Consider the following 24211-nt stretch of genomic DNA (forward strand, 5'->3'; position numbering starts at 1 on the left):
AGTGGTTTAAGAAACAATAGATAGGAGATTTTGGAAAGGATTGAGACCCCTTTGTTTCCAAGTTAAGTATAATGAAATTATCCGCTCAAGGAATGTATTTCCCCGCTTTGATTGTGTAAAATATGAGTTTTTGCGATAAACGACATAATGCCGAATTTGCCGTTCAGCGTGGTTATTTGTCAGCGGAATATTTTCTGGGTCATCTAAAAATTTCCACATCATTCTTTCAGATCTCAGAACATTTTTTGCAACTCGAGAGGCTCCAATTGCTTCAGGTAAACGAGATATCTCCTTCAAGTAATACTTTGTACGTTTTCTTAATTTTCTGGCACGTCTGACAAACCTCAAAACATCTATCTCACTTTTTAGTAAAGCTTTTTTTAGTGCAAATAATTCAGTGGCCACGTTTCTCAAGTAACAACCCAGAACTTTAACTTCAATATTCCAACTATGTGCTAATCTTTCAAAATCTCTTGATAAATGTGCCCAACAGATTTGCCTGTTTTTATCGGCAAAATAATTGTATGCTGCATACCTGTCAGTTATTACCAAGCTATTGCGATTGCAGAATTTACTATTTTGTAAAACTTTCATTCCTCTTGACTCTGTAAATTTTACAAAACTTGCCGTATTGCTTGCAAACATCCAACACCAAGCGAGTTTACCTTTGTTATAATGGCTCGTTTCATCAATATGTAGAACTTTACTCCTACTTATCTCTTGTTCGATCTGCTCATACATTTTTTTGCATTTTGAAGCAACTCTATGTTCACTATTTGATATGCTACCGACGCTTATGTTCAAATTGAAGATATCATTTACGACACTCGCTATTTCGCGTTTTGAATTTTTGTAGAATCCGCTGAACGCTGCAATTATTGACTTAACCCTTGGACCAAATGTATCTGGCGTAACACCTTCCGGTAACTTGCTACTTCTTCTCTTTCCGCATCTCCGACAACGGCCATGTTCTAACTGATATTCCACTACATAAGGCTTGATTTCTGGAAGATCAACTTTCTGATGAATATATGGTTTTTCACATATTGCAATTTCTCCTCCGCATTCGCAAGTATTAGGCAACTCTATCTTTACTACTTTATCTGCATCCATGTTGGCGCGAAAACTTCCTTTATGACCAACCTGACCGCCAATATTCCTTTCGCTTTTCGGCTTATTCTTTTTTATTTTATACAACTCTTTGGAACTTGGTATTGATGAATTTTTTGAGCTTAAACCGAGTCTTTCTCTTAACTCAGCATTTTCTATCTTTAAAGCCTTATTTTCTGCTTTTAAACTTTCATTCTCTTTTTCCAATCTTTCTATTTTTGCTTCTAACCTTTCTATTTTTTGCTGTAAATTTTTGCAAAGTTCTAAAAGGTTTACCATATTACTTCACTTTTGCTCTATGATTATCTTCTTAGATCACCTTGTCTACCTTATTCTGCCACTCCGCTGAACGGATACCTTAATCAAGCGTTTTAGAATAAAAAAAACGCCGATATTTTAGTACATAGTGAATAGCCAACCACCACGGGGCTTCTTTTGCCTTTTTTTTCGTTTGGTAAATTTCTTAACATTTATAGCTAAACAATAACCGTCATCCCGCTGCTTGTTAGCGGGATCTATGTTAAGGTATGACGGTTCGTGGCGGTATGACGGTTCATGGTGGTATGACGATAAGCTCGTCATCCCGCTGCTTGTTAGCGGGATCTCTTGTTAGCGGCTGAGATACCGCGGCGGTATGACGTAGAGCTTCGTTAGCTATAAGATTAGCTAACATTTTGCACATCCATAAAAAACAAACCTTCTTTTTCGTCTTGAACGCTAATAATAGCGTGAGTGTTAAAAGGTAAAGGATCATTTGTATGTCCATGGCCTACCCCTTTCATTGTAAATACAGGAAAGTTAACACTTTTTGCAAACCTTTCTTTTATAACTTCAACAAGGTTATCGTTATAGCAGTTAACGAAATCCCCAAAGATTACTGCATGTACTCCATCAAAGATGTGGGCTTGTTTTAGGTGATCTAAACTGCGCTCTATTGCGTATGGGTAAACTCTTATGTCCTCTAAAAATAGAATTTTACCTTTCGCATTTATTTGCCAAGCGGTTCCTATACTATTTTCAACTAGAGTCATATTACCACCGATGATTTTAGACTCTAATCTGCCATCTTTTAGTCTAATGCCATTATTTATCGTCTTTAGGTTATCAAATCTGATAGAATCCCGCTTGTTAAGAATTAACTCTTTCAATTTTTCAACAGAGCTTTCAGAAACGGAGTTATTTACTATCATTTCCAACATGGTGCCGTGAAGAGTTTGCCAATCATATTTAGCTTGTAGATGGATGTGCAAGGCAGTTATATCGCTATAGCCTATGAGGATCTTTTTGTTTTGAGCAATCCTTTCTTTTTTATCATTGGGTAACTTTTCTAGATAGGGAATTAACCGAGAAGCCCCTTCTCCTCCTCTGATACACCAAATTATTTTACTATCATTAGTTAGTGCACTAATCAAATCATTTGCTCTGAATTCATCAGAGTTGGAATAAAATGGATTATCATTACTATATATTTTCTCCGAAATATGGGGATTAAAATCCAAAGCTTCTACATATTCTTTTATAGTAGTCAGATCTGATTCTTTTCCCTTCGAAGAAGGAGCAATAATATCAACTTGGTCGATTGCATGAATACTTGTGTTAGCACATAAAGTGAGAATGAAATATAAAAGATAAACAATCATTAAAATATCTTATAAAACTCTTTTTTTAGTATATCATCCAATTCAGAGAGTGGAACTTTCACTCCTAGTTCTTCCATTGACGTGACGTCATAACCTTGCAACCCACAAGGAATAATACCCTTATAGTGAGAGAGGTCTGGAAAGACGTTAAGCGCTATGCCATGATAAGTTACCCATTTTCTTAAACGGATACCAAAAGCTGCAATTTTTTTTTCTACTCCGTTATGGTTTACCCAAATGCCTATTCTATCCTCTTTAAATTCTCCAAGTATATTAAATTGCTTTAAAACATTTATTATCCACTTACTTAGGTCTCTAATATATAGCTTTATGTCGCATTTATTTCTTTTTTTAAGGTTTAACATTAAATATATGATGCGCTGTCCTGGACCATGATATGTGTGTTTACCACCCCTTCCTGTTTTATATATAGGAAATAATTTTTCAACAACGTCGTCATCTGTTGCACTGATTCCTGCAGTATAAAGTGGAGGGTGCTGGAGTAGCCATACTAATTCGTCTGCTGAATTATTGTGAATTTGTTGAATTTTCTCTTCCATAGATTTTACAGCGCAGTTATAATCAATAAGCTGATTAGATATTAGCCATTCTGTCATGTTCAATTTCTTTTCTTTTTAGTATAGCAGTGCGTTCTTTTCCTGTCACCCAAGTGCTTTCCTTCCGTCATCCCAGTGCGTGACACTGGGATCTATGTCTTAGTTTAACTACAGAATCTAAAACACTTTTAACTTTTAAACATCTTTCATGAGGCACATATGAATTTCAACATCTTTCAAAGAAAAAAAAGCGCAGTATTTACTAAATATTCTGCTTTGCAGCTAATGATGGAGCCAAGTTGGAGTAAGCGTGATTATGTAAGTTTTGCTGAGGAAGGTTACATAAAAAATGTTATTGCCTTTCGAGCAATCAATATGATTGCAAGTGCTGCATCTTCGGTACCTTTTACTCTCTGCCAGCTTACTGAACAGGGAAAATCGCAACTAAAAGCCCATCCATTACTGAAATTACTTTATTCTCCTAACCCAATGACATCAAAATCGGAATTTATTGAGGGGATTGTAACTTATCGGTTAGTTAACGGCAATTCTTATATATTGATGATTGAGTCACAGAATAGTAGAAAACCACCAACAGAGCTTTATCTTCTGCGCCCAGATAGGGTTGAAATTGTTCCAGGGAGAAATAACGTTCCTTATATCTATCGTTATACCATAAATAACAACAGTTATGACTTTAAAGTTGATAAACTAACCGGACGTTCAGCAGTGTTGCACCTAAAGACCTTTAACCCTTTGAATGATTGGTATGGGCTATCACCGATTGAGGCAGCTGCATATAGCATAGATCAGCATAATCAGGCGGGTGCTTGGAATCAAGCGATGTTGCAAAACGGAGCAAGACCAAGTGGTGCAATAGTTGTGAAATCAGCAAAGGACGGGAGTGGTGGAAGTTTAAGTCAAGAGCAGTACCAACGCTTAAAAGCGCAGATAAATGATCATTATTCAGGTTCTATAAACGCTGGAAGACCGATATTGCTTGAAGGAGGCTTGGAGTGGAAGGAGATGAGTCTTTCGCCGAGGGATATGGATTTTATTGAGTCCAAACACAGTTCAGCTCGTGATATTGCCCTGGCTTTTGGCGTTCCGCCGCAGTTGCTTGGCATACCAGGTGATAACACTTATAGCAATTTAGTCGAAGCACGCTTATCCCTCTGGGAGCAGACGGTTTTACCAACGCTAGAAAATATTATCTGTCACCTGAATTCTTGGCTGACACCAAGATTTGGTGAAGATCTGTGCTTGTCGTACGACAAAGATGCAATAGAAATTCTCATGGAAAAGAGACAAAAGTTGTGGAAATACGTAGAAAACGCAAGCTTCATGACGCTCAACGAAAAGAGAGAAGCATTTGGCTTGCCACCACTGCCAGGTGGTGATGAGTTAGGTTAAGTTTGTATCCGTTCAGATGAGTTTATTGTCCCCTAAACCGTACACCTAAGTAAATTAACTATTTTTCTTGCCAACCAGAGCGATGAAGATTTGGTCTACATCAAAACTCATCTTAGGACGCCAAATAGGGCCATCCAAGTGCATATCGATATAGATTGGATTACTATAGTTTGGTGGTATGAAAAAGAACCTGAATATAGAATTTAAAGTGAAGTTAGATAAGGTTAAATTAGAAGAGATCGACCCTGATGCTTGATCAATCCCGAACTGTAAACTAGTTGAACATATACCACTCTTAATACTTGCTTTTCCGCTAATATTTTCAAAAAATGTTTTACCATTATATATATCAATATAAGCAAGTGTGGAGATTTCAGACTTATTATTACTGCTTAACAAATTAGTGATAAATGAATTGAAATCTACATTAGTAACTTCTATTCCTTGCGCTTGTAAGTTTACATCTCCTGATAAGTTACTAGCCCAATCATGAAAACTTTTTCCTTGAGTTTTGATTTCACCATTTAAGCTTACCTGACCATTTACATTGTCAATTCCTATAACCTTACCAATCTTTTTAGTGTCCAAATTTACAATAGAAAATCTTGTATTTATTGAGTCTGATCTTAAATAACCCTGAAAAAACACTTGCCCGCGTTCTAATACGTAACTTGCCTGCCTGATAGTGATAGTGTTGTTTCTCATTACCGCATCCAAATTAAAATCTTTTAAAACATTCTGCTCGGTTTTAAATTCTGCAGTATTGATTTGCACATTTGCATCAAAGCCTTCTTTATCATCCAAAAAATCAAGCTGCTTTGTTGACCATTGAATTTGATCTATCTCATTTCTTGAATTTCTTTTCGTCTCTACTAAATTTGGTAATGTAATAATTTTTCCATTAAATTTACTGCCCGTAAGGTTAACATCTAATAAAGGTTTGGCGTATTTTTGATCTGCTAATATTTTTGCATTACCGGTAATATCGAAATCTTCTCCAGATAGTTTTATTTTATCTGCAACTAGCTTACCTTTTTCCATTTTCAGCAAAAAATCCAAATTTTTAATTTTCGTATCATTCAATGTAAGGTTATTAACACGGGCCTTTATATTTGTATCATACTGAAAATTTTTCAGCCATTGCATTTTAGGTAAACTGCTAAATAATGAATGATCATATTTATCTGCATCAAGATTATGCATGCTAAATTCACCATTGACCACATTGTGTTTTTTTGTATGGCTTACTCTAATTGACCCTTGCAAGGATTCCTTATTGTTTAGCAGTCTAATGTCTGAGATAGATAATATTCTTGGTGCAAGGTGCAGTTTAGAACTTAGTGTAAATTGATTTTTCTGGTTTTCTTTCATCTTTATAGAAGGGAAAAAACATGAAATGAATGACTCAAAATCATTTCCTTCGACTAATAAATCACCGTTGAATTCAGATAGGACATTATTGTTTGAGATCTCTCCTGATAAGTAAGATATATTATTGATTCCAGGAAATTTAAGAAGCGTATTAACTTTTACTTTGCCATCAGTGGATTTTAGTACAGCACGGAAATTGTCCAATATTTTGTTTTGATATTGAATGTTAGAAGCTTCTATATTAAAATTTAAGCTCAAGTTCTTTGGCACAACTGCTCTAAAGCATTCCAGAAGGTCTTTTATATTTGTTGTTTTTTGTGAATCATTTTGTATGGAATCTAAGTCAACTTTACTGAAGCTAATATTGAGATTAGTGTGATCGCTTTTTCTATCGTTTTGTATTGTACCACTGGCTTGCATGCTTTTGGAATCAATTTTTAAGTCAGTTACCGTAAACTCACTTTCGTTAAGACTTATATTGGATGATATCTTGATATTTTCGCTAGGAATAACACAAGGGAGAAAGCTAAGATTAATGATTTTTGCTAAATTACTCACAGAACCGGAACTATTATTAATCGTTAGTGTTAAATTACCCTGGAGTTCTTCTTGATTTCTATTACCTGTAAATAGCAAATTTACAAAATTTGATTCAACACTAATGTGTACGTCCCTTTTTGTGATATCAACCTTTCCTGAAAAATCGTAATTATTATCACCTACCTTTACTTTACCAGAGAATTGCCTATTTTTTTTTACAGCAACCTCCTTTATGTTAACAATATCAGCGAAATCACTCTTAAAACTTACTTGGCTGTCTTTTATTACTATATCAACTATGTTACCACTGGCTTTTGCATTTATAATATTAAGTAAATTTTCTTTATTGCTTTTCATGCCAAACAATGTGATTGACTTTGGTTGCAATGAGAATAAAAGCAACGATAGGAACGATGGCCTTATTTCAATTTTTCTTACACTAATTAAATCTGATAACTTTTGCTCTTTATTCTCGTTGTATTGTATATATACATTATAGATAGTGAGCTTTGGGGTAATCAACGAAACTTTAATTTTTCCTCCAATATGCACTTTAGCATCATACGTCTTCTCCAACTCTTTTATAACATATCCTTTGTAGCCACTCCAATCCTTAAAAGTTGCAGCAACATGCATGAGAATTAATAGCAGCGAGATTGATAATATAGCATATAAAGAAAGTCTCATAATTTACACATGCTTAAAGTTTCCCTTAAATATTAAATAGAGAATACCAAAATAAACAATAACACTCAAAGCTATTAAAGTCGTTAAATAAACAATACGAGCCAACATTTTATCAAAAAATAATCCTGCCAACAAAGAATTAAAAATATAAAGGGCTATTGACATGACTGCCGTTGCTACAAAAATTTTCATGACATTTAACAATAACGCTTGGCTAACCTTATACATTTTATTTATTGTTAAATAACTAATTAATAGAATGGAGTTTATCCAAGTGGAAACGGAAGTAGCAATAGCAATCCCCGTATGCTGATACTCGTTCATTAACAAAAGGTTTAGCACTACATTAATTCCAAGACACATTAGCGAAAATATGGTTGGTATTTTCAGATTGCCTTTAGCAAAAAATGTAGGTAGCAATACTTTATTTATAATAAATGCAGGTAAAGAAAGAGAAAATGCTATTAAAGTGGGAACAGTTTGCTGCACTGCATAATGATCAAACCGGCCGTAAGAAAAAAGCGTAAGTAAAATTATGTCGGGAATAATGATAAAGGCAGCAGTTGTTGGCATAATTAACATTAATCCTATGTTGAGAGCCTTGTTCTGTATTTTGACTATATTTTCAGTATTATCCACCTGTTTTGAAATTAAAGGAAGAAGCACTGTACCAATTGCAGTACCGATTATTCCCTGCGGTAGTTGATTTAGTCTATCGGCATAATATATATAGGACACCGCATTTGGTATAAAACTCGCCATGATTGTATCAATCCATAAGCTTATTTGAGTTACACAATTATTGATAATTGCAGGTACCACACGCTTAAAAAATAACCTTACTTCATTGCTTAATTCAAGGCTAAAAGAAAAAGCTGCCTTTAATTTATATGCACTAAATAGCATCAGCAACAACTGAAAAACTCCTCCTATCAGCACAGCTATAGAAAGGTTGTGCGCTGAGGTTTTTACGTAAGGCACAAACAAACTGATGATTAAACAAAGATTCAAAACGATTGGTGCAATAGCTGTTGAAGCAAAATGCTGCTTTACTTGCAGCATTCCACCAATAAGTGATGCAATTGAAACAAAGATTATGTAGGGCATCATAATTCTTGATAAAGTAACAGTAAGGGTAAACTTACTTTGGTCAAATCCAGGAGCAAAAATTTGAATCATATAAGGGGAGAAAGTTTGCATAATAAGGCAAAAAATTACTAAGATAATAAACGTAATGGATATTACACTACTTGCAAAATTAAATGCCTTTTTATCATCGTGTGATTCTGTTGAATATAACGGTATAAAGGACGTGGTAAATGCTCCTTCTGCAAAAAATGCTCGAAATAGATTGGCAAAGCGAAACGAAGAAAAAAATATGTCTGCAAGAGAGTTTGCGCCAATAACCGTAGCAATTAATACATCCCTTATTAACCCTGAGATCCTTGAAATAGCCGTAAAAAAACTAAATGTGAAAATACTTTTAAACATACCACTACTTCATTAGTGTCAATACAATTAACTATAATGGTAAAAGTATCAATGAAAATATTTATTGGCTAAACTTAAAACCCTCTGCAAAAAGAGAGTTAAATAATCAATTGACTATTTGCGCTCTTATGTTAGAAATTTTATATCTTGGCGGGCGTAGCTCAGTTGGTAGAGCGTCAGTTTGTGGTACTGAATGTCGCCAGTTCGATCCTGGTCGCTCGCCCCACTAAAACCCGATAATTTGAAAAACCGTCATCCCGCTGCTTGTTAGCGGGATCTAGAGATACCGTGACGGTATGACGTGAGTTAGCTATACATTGGCCACTGATGATTGAAATAGTTAATTACTGTAAAATTTGACATTAACCGCTAATAGTTAGAATATTAGTAGAGTAAGAATTACTCAAGAAGGCATGCATAAATATGATGTAGTAGTAGTAGGTGGTGGTCATGCAGGGTGCGAAGCTGCTGCTGCTGCAGCTCGCCTTGGTGCAAACACGCTGCTTATAACTCATAAAATTTCAACTATAGGGGAAATGTCCTGCAATCCAGCAATCGGAGGAGTTGCAAAGGGCGTTGTAGTCAGGGAAGTTGACGCTCTTGATGGAATAATGGGAAGAGCAATCGATCAAGCAAGTATACACTCAGTCATTTTAAATAGCAGCAGAGGTGCAGCAGTATGGGGCCCGCGTGCACAGGCAGACCGAAAATTATACAAGCAAGCAATACAGGAAATTATTCTAAATTATAATAATTTGACGGTAAAAGAAGAGTCGGTTGACGATTTTCTTATAGAGAGTAATAACAATGGAGAATTGTGCATTAAAGCTGTAATAACAAGCTCAGGGGAGCATATACTGACAAGTAAAGTCGTTCTAACTACAGGGACTTTTCTGCGGGGTGTGATTCATATAGGAGAGCAGGTAACTCCTTCAGGGAGAATGGGAGATAAGCCTGCAGTAGAACTTGCAAATACGTTGAAGAAATATAATTTTAAATTAGGTAGATTGCGCACCGGAACTCCGCCAAGGCTTGATCGTGGCACTATAAACTGGTCAATATTGCAAGAACAAGTGGGTGATAATCCACCTGTGCCGTTTTCTTATCTCACAGAAAAAATTAACCAACCTCAGGTATCATGCTTTATTACCCATACTAATGAAAACACGCATAAAATAATTCGAGAGAACCTTCACAGGTCAGCTTCTTCATATTTGGATGATATTATAGCACCAAGATACTGCCCATCAATTGAAGTTAAAGTTAAAAAATTTGCAGAAAAAAGTAGCCACCAAATATTTTTAGAACCAGAAGGGCTGGATGATGATACTGTATACCCAAACGGAATTTCAAATTCATTGCCTATTGAAGTGCAGCGTGAAATGATAAAGAGTATCAAGGGACTTGAAAATGCAGAAATACTAAGACCTGGATATGCAGTTGAGTATGACTATATTGACCCACGAGAGCTGTTTCATACTCTTGAAACCAAGAAAGTCAAAGGCCTATATTTTGCTGGCCAAATTAATGGCACCACTGGATATGAAGAAGCAGCAGGGCAAGGAATTATCGCCGGAATTAATGCAGCACTCTCTGCATTTGAAAAAAAAGAAAGCTTTGTTCTCCATCGTACAGATTCGTATATCGGTGTAATGATAGACGACCTGGTCACCAAAGGGGTGATCGAGCCTTATAGATTATTTACCTCACGTGCAGAATATAGGCTAGCTATCAGGTCAGACAATGCAGATAGAAGATTAACACAAAAAGGTTATGATATTTCCCTTGTTTCGCATGAGAGATACTCTGTTTTACAGAATAAACTTGAATCCATTAAGCAGCTTGAAGAGAAGTTAGGGAGTCTGACGATTACTCCTGAGCAGCTTAGGTCTTATGTTATCAAAATATCTTATGATGGGATAAGAAAAACGGCACTAGATTTACTTAGCTATCCAAACATCGACTGGAATAAATTACAAGAAATATGGCCGGAGTTAAGCAGCATCACGCGCTGGGATGGCACCGCAATGGGTAGCATAACTAAGAATGAAATATGCGAAGCGGTTGAAATTGAAGCAAAATACAAACCTTATCTAATAAGACAAGAAGCGGATATGAAGTTTTTACGAGAGGAAATTAACACTCAAATTCCAATTGATTTCAACTATTCACAAGTTAAAGGCCTGTCAAGTGAAGTAATAGAAAAGTTGCAGACGATAAAACCAGCAACAATTGGCATTGCAAAGCAAATACAAGGCATCACTCCTGCAGCGATAGTTAGCATATTAGTGTATTTGAGAAACAGGAAAACGAAAGTGGCTGCTAATTTTGTATGAGGTGTTCTATGTCAAAAATCGAAGAATTTCGTTCTTTTATGCACGAGATAAACGTTGATGCATTTATGTTGCATACTAAAGATGAATATTTAAATGAGTATTCAGAGGAGCTAACAAAGCTGTGTGGCTTTACAGGAACAAATGGGCTACTTATCGTTACAAAAGACAACAAGTGCCCATTTTTTACGGATGGACGCTATATCACACAAGCTCGCAATCAGCTCGATCGGGGCAATTTTCAAGTATATAATATACAAGAAGAGGATCCACGCGAATGGATAAAAGCAAACTTAACATCGACTGCCTCACTAGGTTATTATTTGCAATATTTTACCATAGAAGATATAAGAAAGTATGAGAATATCTGTAAATTAATACCCTGTTTAGCTGGAAAAAAAAGTGACTATCGAAAACAAGCAGTGGTTTTACATTCTATTGAATATGCTGGTGAAAGTAGTAAGGACAAATGTGAAAAAGTCGCTAAAAGTATAGATAAAGAAGCTGAAGTAGTGCTTTTAACTGATCCAAATTCAATTTCATGGTTATTAAATTTAAGAAACGAAAATGCTAAATATACTCCATGTATATTGGGCCGTGCTATATTGTATAAAAGCGGTAATGTTGATTTGTTTATTCAAGATAAAGAACATTCAACTATAGAAGCAAATTTAGGCAATCATATAAATATTTTTGATATTAGTGAGCTAGAAAATTCGCTGCACAAGCTAAATTCAATAGTTATAGATCCAAACACAACTCCAATGAGTATCATGGCTGTAATAAAAGATAAACAGGTAGCTGAAAGAGAGGATCCTTGTTTAATTCATAAAGCAGTAAAAAATCAAACTGAAATAGCTGGGGCTATAAATGCGCACATCAGAGATGGAGTGGCAGTTACAAACTTTCTACATTGGCTTGAAAATAATGTTGGTACAGAGCTTGAAGCTGAAGAGAAACTCTTAGAATACAGAAAAGAGCAGAATTTGTTTAAGCAACTAAGTTTTCCAACAATTTCAGCATTTAATGAGAATGGAGCAATAATTCACTATCGTGCAAGCAGTAAGACGAATAAAGTAATTCAGAAAGATGGACTGTATTTGATTGACTCTGGTGGCCAGTACCTTGACGGCACAACTGATGTGACAAGAACTGTAGCAATTGGCAATCCAACTGATGAACAAATAACCCACTATACAATAGTACTCAAAGCTCACATTGCTATAGCAAGTGTCATCTTTCCTCCTGGCACTACTGGTGGAGAATTGGATATATTAGCACGTACGCATTTATGGAAATTTGGAATGGACTATATGCATGGTACAGGGCATGGAGTAGGAAGTTACCTATCAGTACACGAAGGACCACAAGCAATATCAAAGGGAAATAAAGTGAAACTCACGCCAGGCATGATACTATCCAACGAACCTGGCTATTACATTCCGGGAGAGTATGGAATAAGGATTGAAAATCTGATGTATGTTGATAAACATAAAAATGGTTTCTTGGGATTTAAACAACTAACCTCTATTCCATATGATAGAAGGCTAATAAGTGTGCAAATGCTTACTAAGGATGAAATTGAATGGATAAATGGCTACCATCAATTTGTCTATAAAAACTTAGAAAATAGCGTAAAAGATAAGGAATGGTTAAAGAAGGTATGTGACCCTTTATAAGCAAAGGAGCATTTTTTATTATTTAAAAAGTATTAATGCAATTGTGACAGGTATTTTGTATTGTTTTTAATTTTAAAATAATATATAACAAAGAACACGTATTTTTAGGTAGGTTATAATTATGATAGACAAAGGGCAAGAAGATGAATTTATGAAGCAGTATATGGATACTTGCAAAGAGCAAATAGAAAAATTAGCCAAGGATCCTGAATTGCTTAATCAGACTTTAAAACCATTTATGCAAATGTCTCAGCAGCTTATGGCTGGCGGTATGTTAGAAGGGGCTATGCCTGGCATGATACCTGATTTGGGCAGTATGGATGTTAACAAGATGATTGCTCAGATGAAGGAAATGATTGACTACATAAGAGGTAACTATAAGGAACTAATGAAAGAGCACAGCTCGCAGATTCAAGAGCTTGATGAATCCAGTAAAAAGCTAAGAGGCTTAGTTAAAAAATTGATAGAAAAGATCGAAAGTAAGTAAATAACATCTGGATTTCTGTCATTCTATATACAACTTTCTAGTTGGACGGTAAGTCGAGGTCAATTATTGATGTCATGAAAGTAGCTGACACTGGTTCCTTTATGACGGCAGTGCCCAGAGGTGTCATCCCAGTGCTTGACACTGGGATCCAGTTCTTATTACCTGGTGTAAAGTTAAGTTTCCTGGATTCCAGTGGGCTTTGTTGCATCGCTAGCTATGATGGATTAAAGATAAAAAAGATAGCGAATATCAGTAGCTTATTATTCTGGTATTTATAACAAGAACGGTCAGTGAATACCTAAATTTGAGTAAAAGAAATTTCACTACCACTCACTAATCTGGCTAAAATTCAAGAATTTCAATGCTTTAGCTATTTTCAATAGAATTAAATTTATTAATATAAATAACAAATTACTATTCTTAAATTTGATCAGATTGATTGCAAAAAAACAAGATTTTCAATAGGTTGCTTATAATCCTAACTATAGTTAGCCTTTCATAAGTAGCGATGCAACAAAGCCATTCCAGTGTCAAGCACTGGAATGACAGCAATCCTACGTCATACCACGATTCATTCCATAGCTGTACGAACATTGTCTAGCAGGAGGGTGTCATCCCAGCGCCCCTATGATGTCATCCCAGTGCTTGACACTGGGATCTAGAAAAATTGATTGTGCACTATGCAACATTTTCGATCAAAAGCTGGATTCCAGTGTCAGCTACTTTCATCTGCCACGCGAATTGCCTGCAAATTGCAATGTTCATACAGTTATGAGCTAGTGTACATAATTGCACATTGGTTTTACAAATTTGAAAATTAGTGTTAAATAAAAATATAAACGCAAAAGGAAAAGAAATGATTGAACTTAAAGGCCCAGAAATTTGTGCAGGCGGAAATAAGAAAAATTTGATTATTTTTTTACATGGTTGGGGCTCAAGTGGCGATAATTTTATTCACCTTGCCAAAGTTATGAGCAAGTTTTTACTGGGTTCATATTTTGCAGTACCCAATGCTCCGTTTGAGAGAGAAATAGGTGATGGTTATCAGTGGTTCAGTTTGGAAGATCGTAGTGAGGAAGCGCTATATAATGGAGTAAAAAATGCTACATCAATTGTAAATCATTTCATTGATACAAAATTAAAGGAGCTTAATTTAAAAGATACGCAACTTTCTTTAGTTGGATTTTCTCAAGGAGCAATGCTTGCAATACATACAGCTCTCACCCGCTCTCAATCCTGTGCATCAGTTGTTGCATACTCTGGTAGATTTCTTTCACCTTCAAAAACTGCACCAGAGATCAAGTCAAAACCTAACATATGTGTTATCCATGGTGATGCTGACGACGTGGTACCTTTTTCGTCCCTCGACTTAGCGGTTAAAGCTCTGAAAGAAAATGGAGTAAATGTTGAAGGACACCCAATTCATGCATTAGGGCATATTATTAATGAAGAGGGAATAAAATTAGGAGTAGAATTTATCAAGAAGAATTTTAAAAATTAATTTTCATGCACTTGTTTTGCTTTGGTTATGGATATGTAGCTAAATTTTTATCGAAAAAATTACTGAACTTAGGTTGGAAAGTCAGTGGCACATCAAGAAGTAAAAATATACAAGATGTAATCCTCTTTAATTATGAGAAAGTTAGTCAAGATCTGCTTAAAAGCGCAACGCACGTTTTAATTTCTATTCCTCCAGATGGTGATGATGTTGTGGAGAGATACGGTGATTGCCTGCAAAATGTTAAATGGCTTGGTTATTTGTCTGCAACTAGCGTCTATGGTGATCACTCTGGTAATTGGGTGGATGAGGAATCTGAAACAAGACCTATAGAAATCAGAGGAGAAAAGCGCCTTAAATCTGAAAAGAAGTGGCTAAATAGCAAACTGCCTGTACATATTTTTCGTTTAGCTGGAATATACGGCCCTAGTAGGAACGTGTTAATTGACTTGCAGCTTGGCAAAGCAAGAAATGTGAAAAAAGAAGGGCATTTTTTTTCTCGTATTCACGTTGAAGATATATCAAATATTTTATTTTCTTCCATGCAAAACATAAAACCTGGTGAAATATACAATTGTGCAGACGATTTACCCACTACACAATCTGAAGTGGTAATGTATGCTGCCAAACTTCTCAATGTTAGCCCTCCAGAGCCAATTGAGTTACCAGATTATGCACAGAGTTTTTATTTAGGATCAAAGAGAGTAAGTAATGTTAAAATTAAAAAAGATCTTAATGTCTCTCTAATTTATCCTAACTACAAGGTGGGATTAGAGAGTTTGCACGTAAACAAAACTGAAATCACATCAGAATGATAGATAGGCTTATTGTCACTGCCATTAAGTTAAGGAAAGAATGGTTAAAAACTGAACTAAAAAGTCAGAAATAATTAAGGATTTATGACAAATGCTGAAACAGAATAGAGTAAACTTTAAAGCAGATAAACTCTGAAGTGTAAATTACTTAAGAAATAGTGACCTTACCCAGAAAAAGTGGAGAGAAAGAAAAGAGTTTTTTTGGGTAAAATAAAATTTTGGAGGATTAGAAATGGTAAGAGAATATACGGCAGAATTCAAATTGGAAGCTGTTAAGCTGGCAAATGAACAAAGAAAGGTAGGTCAACCAGTTGCAAAAGTAGCAAGAGATCTAGGAATAAGAGATAGTGTATTAGGAAAATGGATGAAGAAATATAACGAAAAAAAGTCAGCGGCAAATGCATTTCCAGGTAGAGGTAACATGGCTCCTTACAACAAAGAGAGGTTTGATTTACAAAGAGAGTTAGCAAGAGTAACAAGGGAAAGAGACATTTAAAAAAAAGCCCTGGCCAGTCAAAAAGAGTAAAATATTTTTTTATAAAAGAGCATAGTAACTGCTATAAAGTACAGGAATTATGTAGGATTTTCTGCTAGTGGCTACTATAAGTGGACCACAAGAAAAATAAGCAGTAGAGAATCAGCAAATAAAGAGCTACTCGAAGCTATTCAAAAAATATATCAAGTTTCTAAATGTAGATATGGAGCTCCTAAAATTCATGCTGAATTGAAGGCTTTGGGTAAAAGTTGCAATTTGAAAACGGTGCAAAGTATTATGCAGAAAAATGACATCAGGGCTATACTGAGAAGAAAGTTTAAAATTAAAAAACAACAAACAGATAATAGAGCTGTAGCTCCCAATATACTAGATCAAAACTTTATTGTTGATCAACCAAATAAAGTATGGGATTACTTACATCAAAACCAAGGAGGGATGGCTATATTTGGCAGCAATAATTCTCACGTATGGTAGTTAATGAGTAGTGCAATAAATAAACAATTGGTTATGAACTCTTTATTAATGGCCATTAATAGGCGTAAACCTGTTAAAAATCTACTGCTGCACAGTGACCAAGGTTCACAATATACTGCGCAAGGGTATCAATATCTCTTAGCTGTAAAGAATATAGATGAGTAATAAAGGCTGTTGTTACGACAATTCTGTTGCAGAAAGCTTCTTTAGCTCATTGAAAAGAGAAATACTTATTGATACTTCACAACACTCTGCTCAACAAACTAGAACTGCAATATTTGAATACATAGAAATTTTTTATAACAAACAACGTCACTATTAACTATTCCATTCCAGAACAATTTGATGCATCATTCTTTTTGTAAAAAACATTCCACACTTTCTCTCCACTTTTTCTGGGTAAGGTCATATGTGTACATCCCCATCATGAATGCTATTTTCGGTAAAATCTCTTACAACGCTCAAAAGCAGAAAAACAAAAACTTGATTTTCTCAGCTAAATAGTGGACCATCAAAAGCACGCATAAATATCTACAATGAAAGAAAAAACTTTCACAATCATCGATGGCTATGGTTTTCTTTTCAGAGCTTACTATGTACTACCTCACTTAATTACCACAACAGGAATGCCAATAGGTGGTGTATATGGCTTTCTGAATATGGTTCTTAAGTACATTGCCCATTCGGACTACTTAACTATAGCACTTGATGCAGGGAAAAAGAATTTTAGGCACAATTTATATCCTGAGTACAAAGCGAACAGAGTAACGCCTCCTGAGGATCTAACTCCACAGTTCACCATACTGAGGGAAGCGGTAGAAGCTTTTAACCTCAGCTATGAAGAGATTGAAGGTTATGAAGCAGATGATATAATTGCAACACTAGCTGCAAAATACGCCAACCACCAAGACTTTAAAGTGGTAGTCGTTTCATCAGATAAAGATTTATTTCAACTCTTGAACCACAATATTTTAATATTCGACCCCATTAAAAATATATATATAGATGAAAAACAAGTAATAGAAAAATTTGGCGTAAACTCACACAAGCTTCTTGATTTATTTTCTCTAACTGGTGATGCATCTGACAACATTCCAGGCGTTCCGGGAATAGGTCCGAAGACTGCAGCTAAATTACTAGATGAATTTGATTCATTGAATAATATTATAGAGAACATTGATAACATCGAGCAAACGAGGATTCGTAATATTCTTGCTGAACATAAGGAAAAAGCGCTAATTTCAAGAGAACTTTTATCACTATGCGAAAAAGTAGACCTTCAACATGATATTGCAAAATGTGAAGTTCGCCCTCCAAATATGGAAAAACTATTATCCTTTTTAAAGAAGTATGAATTCAATTCTTTAATAGGTAAAATGGAAAAGCTTTTTTCCTATAATGGGTCTAGCACAAAAGAGAAAATAGAATATAGTAGTGAAGAGTTAGAGAAATTTTTGGAGCATTGTAGATATGAAGGCAGAATTGCAATTCATTGCCACTTTGAAGACAACTTATTAAATAAAATTTCCTTATCTTATAGCGAAAGTAATATTTTTTATATAGAGCAAGACAGCATACAAGATGCACTCATTATAATTAACTCAACTTTACTCTCAAATGGGGCGCTTAAAATAATACATAACATTAAAGAAATCAGGAAAATCTTCCCTACAGTAGAGAAGATGCTAGATTCAGTTGATGATTTGATGATAATGTCGTATAGCTTGGATACAGGAAAACACGATCACAGTATTCCAAACATAGTTGCGCATAGTTTGAGTGAAAATGCAGAAATTTTCTCGGCAAAAACTTTAATAGCAATTCATGAAAAGCTAAAGCAAAGGTTATTTCAGGAAAAATTGTTCACAATTTACGAGCGCTTCGATAAGCCACTTATGAAAGTAATATTTGATATGGAGAAAAATGGGATATTACTGAACATACAAAAATTACAGGAGCTGTCCGATAAATTTCAGCAGGTAATTGCCGTGCTTGAAGATGAGATATATAATTTGGCAGGAGAAAGATTTAATATTGCTTCGCCAAAACAATTAAGTGATGTTTTATTCAACAAAATGGGGCTTAATAAAAAGAAAAAGTCAAAAAAATCTGGATCGTATAGCACCAATTATGAAGTTCTAGAGGCACTCGAAGAAGAAGGGGTAGAAATCGCAAGTAAAATCTTAAATTGGCGACATTTAAGTAAATTAAAAGGCACCTACACTGATGCATTAATAAAGCAAGTTGATCCACTTGATGGTAGAATACACACAAGCTTTTCAACGACTGCAACTGCAACTGGAAGGCTGAGCTCCAGCAATCCTAATTTACAGAATATTCCTATCAGAAGCGAAGAGGGAAATCTTATCAGACAAGCATTTATTGCGCCAAAAGGGCATAAGATAATTTCTGCTGACTATTCGCAAATAGAATTAAGACTCCTGGCACACGTTGCAAACGTTGCAGCATTTAAAGAAGCTTTTGCAAACGGACAAGATATTCATGAGATCACCGCAAGGCAAGTTTTTGGAGTGCAAGAAATAGATGAGCAATTAAGACGCAAAGCAAAATCCATCAATTTTGGAATTATATATGGCATTAGCCCATTTGGTCTTGCAAAGCGGCTTGGAATTACCATTGCGGAAGCTGCTGAATACATTAATTACTATTTTTCCTGTTACCCAGAAATAAAGGCCTATATGGAAAAAGCAGTGTCTATCGCAAGATTGCATGGTTATGTAGAAACTTTGTTTGGCAGGAGATGCTTTGTAAGAGACATAAACAATACAATTCCTTATATAAGACAATTTGCAGAAAGGGCAGCAATAAACGCACCACTGCAAGGAACCGCTGCTGATATAATAAAACGTGCGACAATTCAGCTTTTTGACCAATTGAAAGTAGGTAAAATAATCCTCCAGGTTCACGATGAACTACTGGTTGAAGTAGAGGACGAAAAGGTACAAGAAACAGCAAAACTTATGAAAGATATAATGGAAAATGCAATAGAAATTTCTGTACCACTTGAAGTAGAAATAAAAGTTGGCGACAACTGGGCTCTTAATTATGACTTAAACATCGTGGATTCTAGGAGTATAAATCATTTGAACTAATACGAAAAATATGTTAGAATAAAACATAGCAAATGCAAATAGGTCAGCCATGACAGGCCCACAAGTAAAAAGTTCAAAACCTCCAAAGTTACCTACTCAGGTAACTAACGAAGATGAGAAAATTTTTGAAAAAGAGGAACATCAGGTAATCCATGATGCCTTTATACAATTGCTAAAAAACAAAGTACAACCTAAAGAATTAAAGGAAGATGACGAGGCAGTACTCGCTTTCATGCTAAGTCAGAATCAAATTATATTCAATAATGTCAAGCTAGAAGATGTAGAACCACTCAGTGAAGAGAATTTTTCTCAGTTTTTACTTTCCGTATTTGAGAAAATTAGAGAGAAAAAATTAGCTAATGAAGAGAATTTAGAAAATGGTAAAATAAAAGAAGTAGTAGATGACTGTGTAGCTGATATACGCGGTACAGAAGCTAAAGATTCATCCATAAAGTTTGTATTGGAAATGCTGCTGCTGCTAATTGGAGGGATCAAAATAGACCCGAAAAATATTTCTGGCTCCTTTATGGATGGGATGAAAGAAAAAATACCATTCTTAGGTAAAGATAAAAAAGAAGAGGATGAACCACCACTCAGTGATGAAGAGATGGTAACAACGTTCTTAAGCAAGATCTTTTTTCCTGTCCTTCTTTCCACTATTCCAATGTTAATTTTTGGTCCTACTACACTCGGAGTAGTTCTTACTGCTATCGGCACAATATTTGCCATAAAAGGAGGAGTGGAGGTTCTTTTTTCAAATAACAAAAAAGGTACTTTGTATGACCCTAACTCACAAGATAAAAATGATACAGAAAAGAGAGAAAAACTGAATGGAAAAATTCTCGAGGGCATTGATGATATTTTAAAAACCCCAGTTACAGAAGTTGAGAAAGGCACCTCTGTTTCTGAACAAATTTCCCAAGGAAAAGAAAAGAGTGAACAACAGCCTGTTCCTGAACAAATTTCCCAGAGAAACAACAGGGAAAACGAAAAGAGTGAGCAGCGCGATCAATCTTGGACAGGAAAGGAAAACAAACGAAGGGAAGAACCACAGAGCAGCAAAGGTAAGACTACTCAGGTTTGCTAAAAGTGAATTGTGTAAGATGTATGGTCCCAGAGAGTGATGGTATACTATCATCATCATTTAAGGAGTCATTATGGGACAGATATTACATGGGTGCGCCAAAACAACACAGACGATTCGTAGAGCAATACAAAATAGAAAAGAGAGCATAGCAAAACTCTCCAAGCATTATAACCTTAATCCAAAAACTATTATTAAGTGGAGAAAACGTTCATTTACGAAAGATGCTGATATGGGTCCAAAGCATCCAAGATCAACTGTTTTAACGCTAGAAGAGGAAGCTATAATAGTTACATTTCGCAAGTATACACTACTGCCACTAGATGATTGCCTTTACGCTCTGCAGTCTACAATTCCGCATTTGACTCGCTCTAGCTTGCATCGTTGTTTACAAAGACACAACATTAGCAGATTACCAACTGTTGATGGAGAAGTTAAGTCAAAAAAGAAATTCAAACAATATCCTATCGGTTACTTTCATATTGATATTGCTGAAGTTAGAACTGAGGAGGGCAAATTACATTTGTTTGTTGCTATTGATAGGACATCCAAATTTACCTATGTTGAGTTGTGTAACAGTGCTACAAAACCCATAGCTGCTGAGTTCTTACGTAATTTGATTAGAATTTTACCGTATAAAATCCATACTATTTTGACAGATAACGGTATACAATTTACAAACCAGAAGCGTCATAAGTATGCTTTCCAACATATATTTGATAGAGTTTGCGAAGAGAATGTTATTGAACATCGTTTGACAAAAGTTAGCCATCCTTGGACGAATGGGCAAGTCGAGCGTATGAATAAAACTTTAAAGGATGCTACAGTTAAGAAGTATTACTATCAATCGCACCAGCAACTTAAAGAACACCTTTATAACTTTGTTATGGCTTATAATTATGCAAAGAGACTCAAAACTCTTAAGGGTCTTACTCCTTATGAATTTATATGTTATCAGTGGACACAGTCTCCAGAATTATTTATACTAAATCCACACCATCACACTCTGGGACCATACATCTAAGAGATCTGCTATTATTCTATAGCACATACAACAGGAGTATGGTCAGACGGATTTTCTAGCTTACGCAATCTATCATCTATGTAGCATGTTTCCAATTTATCTACAGCTTGTGGTGATAACAGCATATAATCTATTCGCATTCCTTGATTATTTCTGAGTGAATTGCCTTGATAATGCCACCAAGTGAATTGTTGCAAATTTGGGTGAGATATTCTAAACGCATCTTTAAACCCAAGATTCAAGATCGCTCTTAACTTCTCACGTTCTCTTATATGAAAGCACACTTGGCCATTCAATAAGTTTGAATCAAAGACATCAATTTCATCCGGTGCAACATTATAATCGCCAGCTATAATAGTTAACTCTTCATTCTTTAACAAAGTGCTCATCCTTTCATATAGATTATCAAAAAACTTGAGTTTATATTCAAATGCTTGAGAGTCCGGGCTTTGACCGTTTGGAACGTATACACTTCCCACCCTTACCTTCTGATTATTGTGCTTTATTATGCACTCTATATAACGCGCTTCTTGATAACCTTCTACGATATCAATCTTAAACTTCTCCAGTATCGGATATTTAGATAAAACACAAACGCCATTTCTTGCAACTTGTCCATAGACAGCACATTCATATCCCAGCTTCTCTATCTCTGCATAAGGAAATTGCTCTTCCATACATTTTATCTCTTGCAGCAAAATTATATCTATCTGACTATCAACTATAAAACTACAAAGTTGGTTAACTCTTTTACGTATGGAGTTTACATTCCAAGTTGCAATCTTTAGCATCAACAATCCTTATTAATTATATCAATTAAACTCTCCCCAGTAGGCAACCTCGATGTTATAATTTTTTTCCATTTGATTAACTTTAAACTATCAGCAATGTTTTTACTCATAGTATATGCAACTGTATTATTCATCACATGAGATAGCCCACTTTTTAGAACTAATGAACAAAATACCCTTGCTGTCTGTGAGGAAAAAAAAGCAACACTACCAATTTTACCATCCAACAGTAAATTTTTACACCTATTAGTTAGACTCCTTTTAATGATTGTTTTATAGAGTACAACTTCTCTTACGTTAAAATCTTCTTCAGATAATCTCTTTTTTAGGTCACATGATACTTCTTGTCCCCTTATATACAAGAACTTTATTGCGTTTGAATAATGAGCTTTTATGAATGATATCAGACCATCAACGTTGCTGTCTGCTGAGATTATATCAGAAAATCCCAAATTTTTTGCAGCCTGCATGGTTGAATTACCAACTGTAATAATCGGAAAGTCATCCTCTTTGCATATTTGACTAAAAGCCTTTACACTGTTTTTACTTGTAGATATCACAACGTCAAATTCGTACGCAGATATATCAGGATTTAAGTACTTTATTGTGAATACTGGTTCTATAAAAACTTTGTATCCATACTTTCTCAATATATTTCTTGTATTGAACGAGTCCAATAAAGGCCTCGTTAATAAAATAGACTTCATTCTGATTTATTTCACTACTAGTAAAATAGTACCCTTTATACACAAATTACTGAATAAAAACTTTTATTTTGATAGCTTGAGCAATTATTCAAGTAATTGATGTGGAAGTAGGAGTACTAAGCGCTCCTACCCCAATAAGCCCACAATTTCTGCTTACACTTTTTTGACGCTAATTACATCGAACTCTTTTGAATGGCTTCCTTCAGTGGAATTATATAGCTAATATTCCTGTATAAGTTAATACTTAAGCTTGTACTCTTGTAGTATTTGAAGAGAGATTCTCAAGGACGTTTTTTGTCTGTGGTTCACTAATCATAGTTTGAACGATATTAGCTGCCATAATAACACAGCCTAGAATAAAAAAAGGCGTAGAAACAAAATAAATAACAGAAGACTCAAAAAGCGACACAGATGCAATACCTCCTATTAGAAATGAAGCACTGGATGCTATATCAAGATAGATCTTTGTTAACTTTTTTTGTCCTGGAGTATTTTTTATGCCAGATTTCTTATTAAGATTCTGTTGTCGGGAATGATCATTTAGTGACCATATATTTAAAGCAAACGAAAGTGCACTGAATATAGTGCCGGCAATACTAAAATACAGACTTAAGACAGGAATATTCAAGACCAATGCCGCTATGTATCCAATGAAAGAGATAGTAGATAGTGTAGTAACTAAGCGTTTCGAGTAAGTTCGTACCTTCTTTCTGCAGGCTAGCTTATTTTTTTCACTATACATAGCATGAATATTACCTAATATGTTATATTATAACATTAATTAATTCAATAAGCAATATGGAAGCTAAGAGTGCCCGAGAGAAGACTTGAACTTCCACAACTTAAAAAGTTACTAGCACCTGAAGCTAGCGCGTCTACCAATTCCGCCACCCGGGCTTTT

22 protein-coding genes and 2 tRNA genes are annotated in these 24211 nt (G+C 35.2%); 14 read left to right on the forward strand and 10 right to left on the reverse strand.

Annotation, left to right across the window (positions count from 1 at the left end; all coding sequences use genetic code 11):
* Nucleotides 1-6 precede the first annotated feature (6 nt).
* The 3 genes from AACH21_RS00270 to lipB all read right to left on the reverse strand — a co-directional run bounded on the left by AACH21_RS00270 (nt 7) and on the right by lipB (nt 3367).
* Nucleotides 7-1389: an IS66-like element ISWen3 family transposase gene (locus AACH21_RS00270; RefSeq protein ID WP_007548562.1), complete on the reverse strand. Its 1383-nt coding sequence runs from the start codon at nt 1387-1389 to the stop codon at nt 7-9.
* A gap of 383 nt (nt 1390-1772) precedes the next feature.
* Nucleotides 1773-2750, reverse strand: a complete 978-nt coding sequence (locus tag AACH21_RS00275; RefSeq protein ID WP_236514379.1) for an LD-carboxypeptidase — start codon at nt 2748-2750, stop codon at nt 1773-1775.
* Entirely contained in the window at nt 2750-3367 is a 618-nt protein-coding gene (gene lipB / locus AACH21_RS00280) for a lipoyl(octanoyl) transferase LipB (RefSeq protein WP_338482546.1), read from the reverse strand. The genes AACH21_RS00275 and lipB overlap by 1 nt, the downstream gene beginning before the upstream one ends.
* Before the next feature lie 159 nt (nt 3368-3526).
* On the opposite strand from lipB, the gene AACH21_RS00285 reads away from it, so the two are divergent.
* Nucleotides 3527-4720 carry a phage portal protein gene (locus AACH21_RS00285; RefSeq protein WP_077188343.1) on the forward strand — a complete coding sequence of 398 codons (1194 nt, stop codon included), beginning with the start codon at nt 3527-3529 and terminating at the stop codon, nt 4718-4720.
* A gap of 54 nt (nt 4721-4774) precedes the next feature.
* Here AACH21_RS00285 and AACH21_RS00290 read toward each other — a convergent pair whose 3' ends face one another.
* Both AACH21_RS00290 and murJ read right to left on the reverse strand, forming a co-directional pair.
* Nucleotides 4775-7318 (reverse strand): AsmA-like C-terminal region-containing protein, encoded by a 2544-nt coding sequence (locus tag AACH21_RS00290; protein WP_077188342.1) that lies wholly within the window; start codon nt 7316-7318, stop codon nt 4775-4777.
* A 3-nt stretch (nt 7319-7321) separates the two neighbouring features.
* Nucleotides 7322-8809, reverse strand: coding sequence for a murein biosynthesis integral membrane protein MurJ (gene murJ / locus AACH21_RS00295; RefSeq protein WP_264707423.1), 1488 nt, complete (start codon nt 8807-8809; stop codon nt 7322-7324).
* A 150-nt stretch (nt 8810-8959) separates the two neighbouring features.
* Here murJ and AACH21_RS00300 point away from each other — a divergent pair.
* The 4 genes from AACH21_RS00300 (at nt 8960) to AACH21_RS00315 (ending at nt 13308) form a co-directional block, all read left to right on the forward strand.
* A tRNA-His gene (locus tag AACH21_RS00300) sits at nt 8960-9035 on the forward strand.
* A 187-nt stretch (nt 9036-9222) separates the two neighbouring features.
* Entirely contained in the window at nt 9223-11145 is a 1923-nt protein-coding gene (mnmG, locus tag AACH21_RS00305; RefSeq protein ID WP_338482547.1) for a tRNA uridine-5-carboxymethylaminomethyl(34) synthesis enzyme MnmG, read from the forward strand.
* An 8-nt stretch (nt 11146-11153) separates the two neighbouring features.
* The gene (locus tag AACH21_RS00310) at nt 11154-12821 is read left to right on the forward strand and encodes an aminopeptidase P family protein (protein ID WP_077188339.1); all 1668 of its coding nucleotides are present in this window, start codon (nt 11154-11156) and stop codon (nt 12819-12821) included.
* Between the two features lie 121 nt (nt 12822-12942).
* Nucleotides 12943-13308: a hypothetical protein gene (locus tag AACH21_RS00315; protein ID WP_064125381.1), complete on the forward strand. Its 366-nt coding sequence runs from the start codon at nt 12943-12945 to the stop codon at nt 13306-13308.
* Between the two features lie 37 nt (nt 13309-13345).
* Here AACH21_RS00315 and AACH21_RS00320 read toward each other — a convergent pair whose 3' ends face one another.
* A complete protein-coding gene (locus AACH21_RS00320) occupies nt 13346-13516 on the reverse strand; it encodes a hypothetical protein (RefSeq protein ID WP_264707422.1) in 171 nt (56 codons plus the stop codon).
* A 648-nt stretch (nt 13517-14164) separates the two neighbouring features.
* On the opposite strand from AACH21_RS00320, the gene AACH21_RS00325 reads away from it, so the two are divergent.
* The 9 genes from AACH21_RS00325 (at nt 14165) to AACH21_RS00365 (ending at nt 21812) form a co-directional block, all read left to right on the forward strand.
* The gene (locus tag AACH21_RS00325) at nt 14165-14809 is read left to right on the forward strand and encodes an alpha/beta hydrolase (RefSeq protein ID WP_015589325.1); all 645 of its coding nucleotides are present in this window, start codon (nt 14165-14167) and stop codon (nt 14807-14809) included.
* A 5-nt stretch (nt 14810-14814) separates the two neighbouring features.
* Nucleotides 14815-15621, forward strand: a complete 807-nt coding sequence (locus AACH21_RS00330) for an SDR family oxidoreductase (RefSeq protein ID WP_077188304.1) — start codon at nt 14815-14817, stop codon at nt 15619-15621.
* A 232-nt stretch (nt 15622-15853) separates the two neighbouring features.
* Nucleotides 15854-16117, forward strand: a complete 264-nt coding sequence (locus AACH21_RS00335; protein WP_338482282.1) for a transposase — start codon at nt 15854-15856, stop codon at nt 16115-16117.
* A gap of 177 nt (nt 16118-16294) precedes the next feature.
* Entirely contained in the window at nt 16295-16591 is a 297-nt protein-coding gene (locus AACH21_RS00340; protein ID WP_094189604.1) for an IS3 family transposase, read from the forward strand.
* A 3-nt stretch (nt 16592-16594) separates the two neighbouring features.
* Nucleotides 16595-16756, forward strand: a complete 162-nt coding sequence (locus AACH21_RS00345) for a DDE-type integrase/transposase/recombinase (protein WP_010082071.1) — start codon at nt 16595-16597, stop codon at nt 16754-16756.
* A complete protein-coding gene (locus AACH21_RS00350) occupies nt 16749-16913 on the forward strand; it encodes an IS3 family transposase (RefSeq protein WP_010082072.1) in 165 nt (54 codons plus the stop codon). The genes AACH21_RS00345 and AACH21_RS00350 overlap by 8 nt, the downstream gene beginning before the upstream one ends.
* A gap of 214 nt (nt 16914-17127) precedes the next feature.
* Nucleotides 17128-19704: a DNA polymerase I gene (polA, locus tag AACH21_RS00355; RefSeq protein WP_338482548.1), complete on the forward strand. Its 2577-nt coding sequence runs from the start codon at nt 17128-17130 to the stop codon at nt 19702-19704.
* Nucleotides 19705-19753: 49 nt separating this feature from the next.
* The gene (locus tag AACH21_RS00360) at nt 19754-20791 is read left to right on the forward strand and encodes a hypothetical protein (protein WP_338482549.1); all 1038 of its coding nucleotides are present in this window, start codon (nt 19754-19756) and stop codon (nt 20789-20791) included.
* Between the two features lie 70 nt (nt 20792-20861).
* A complete protein-coding gene (locus tag AACH21_RS00365; RefSeq protein WP_338482200.1) occupies nt 20862-21812 on the forward strand; it encodes an IS481 family transposase in 951 nt (316 codons plus the stop codon).
* Between the two features lie 11 nt (nt 21813-21823).
* Here the strand turns inward: AACH21_RS00365 and AACH21_RS00370 are convergent, their stop codons facing one another.
* From AACH21_RS00370 to AACH21_RS00385, 4 genes are all read right to left on the reverse strand, one after another.
* Nucleotides 21824-22603 (reverse strand): exodeoxyribonuclease III, encoded by a 780-nt coding sequence (locus AACH21_RS00370; protein ID WP_006279450.1) that lies wholly within the window; start codon nt 22601-22603, stop codon nt 21824-21826.
* A complete protein-coding gene (locus AACH21_RS00375; protein ID WP_077188389.1) occupies nt 22603-23310 on the reverse strand; it encodes a uroporphyrinogen-III synthase in 708 nt (235 codons plus the stop codon). The genes AACH21_RS00370 and AACH21_RS00375 overlap by 1 nt, the downstream gene beginning before the upstream one ends.
* 244 nt (nt 23311-23554) lie before the next feature.
* Nucleotides 23555-24052, reverse strand: a complete 498-nt coding sequence (locus AACH21_RS00380; RefSeq protein WP_338482550.1) for a hypothetical protein — start codon at nt 24050-24052, stop codon at nt 23555-23557.
* A gap of 70 nt (nt 24053-24122) precedes the next feature.
* Nucleotides 24123-24207: transfer RNA gene (locus tag AACH21_RS00385), tRNA-Leu, on the reverse strand.
* Nucleotides 24208-24211 lie beyond the last annotated feature (4 nt).

This window comes from Wolbachia endosymbiont (group A) of Ophion costatus, assembly GCF_963969245.1.
In the GTDB taxonomy this organism is placed as follows: Bacteria; Pseudomonadota; Alphaproteobacteria; order Rickettsiales; family Anaplasmataceae; genus Wolbachia; species Wolbachia pipientis.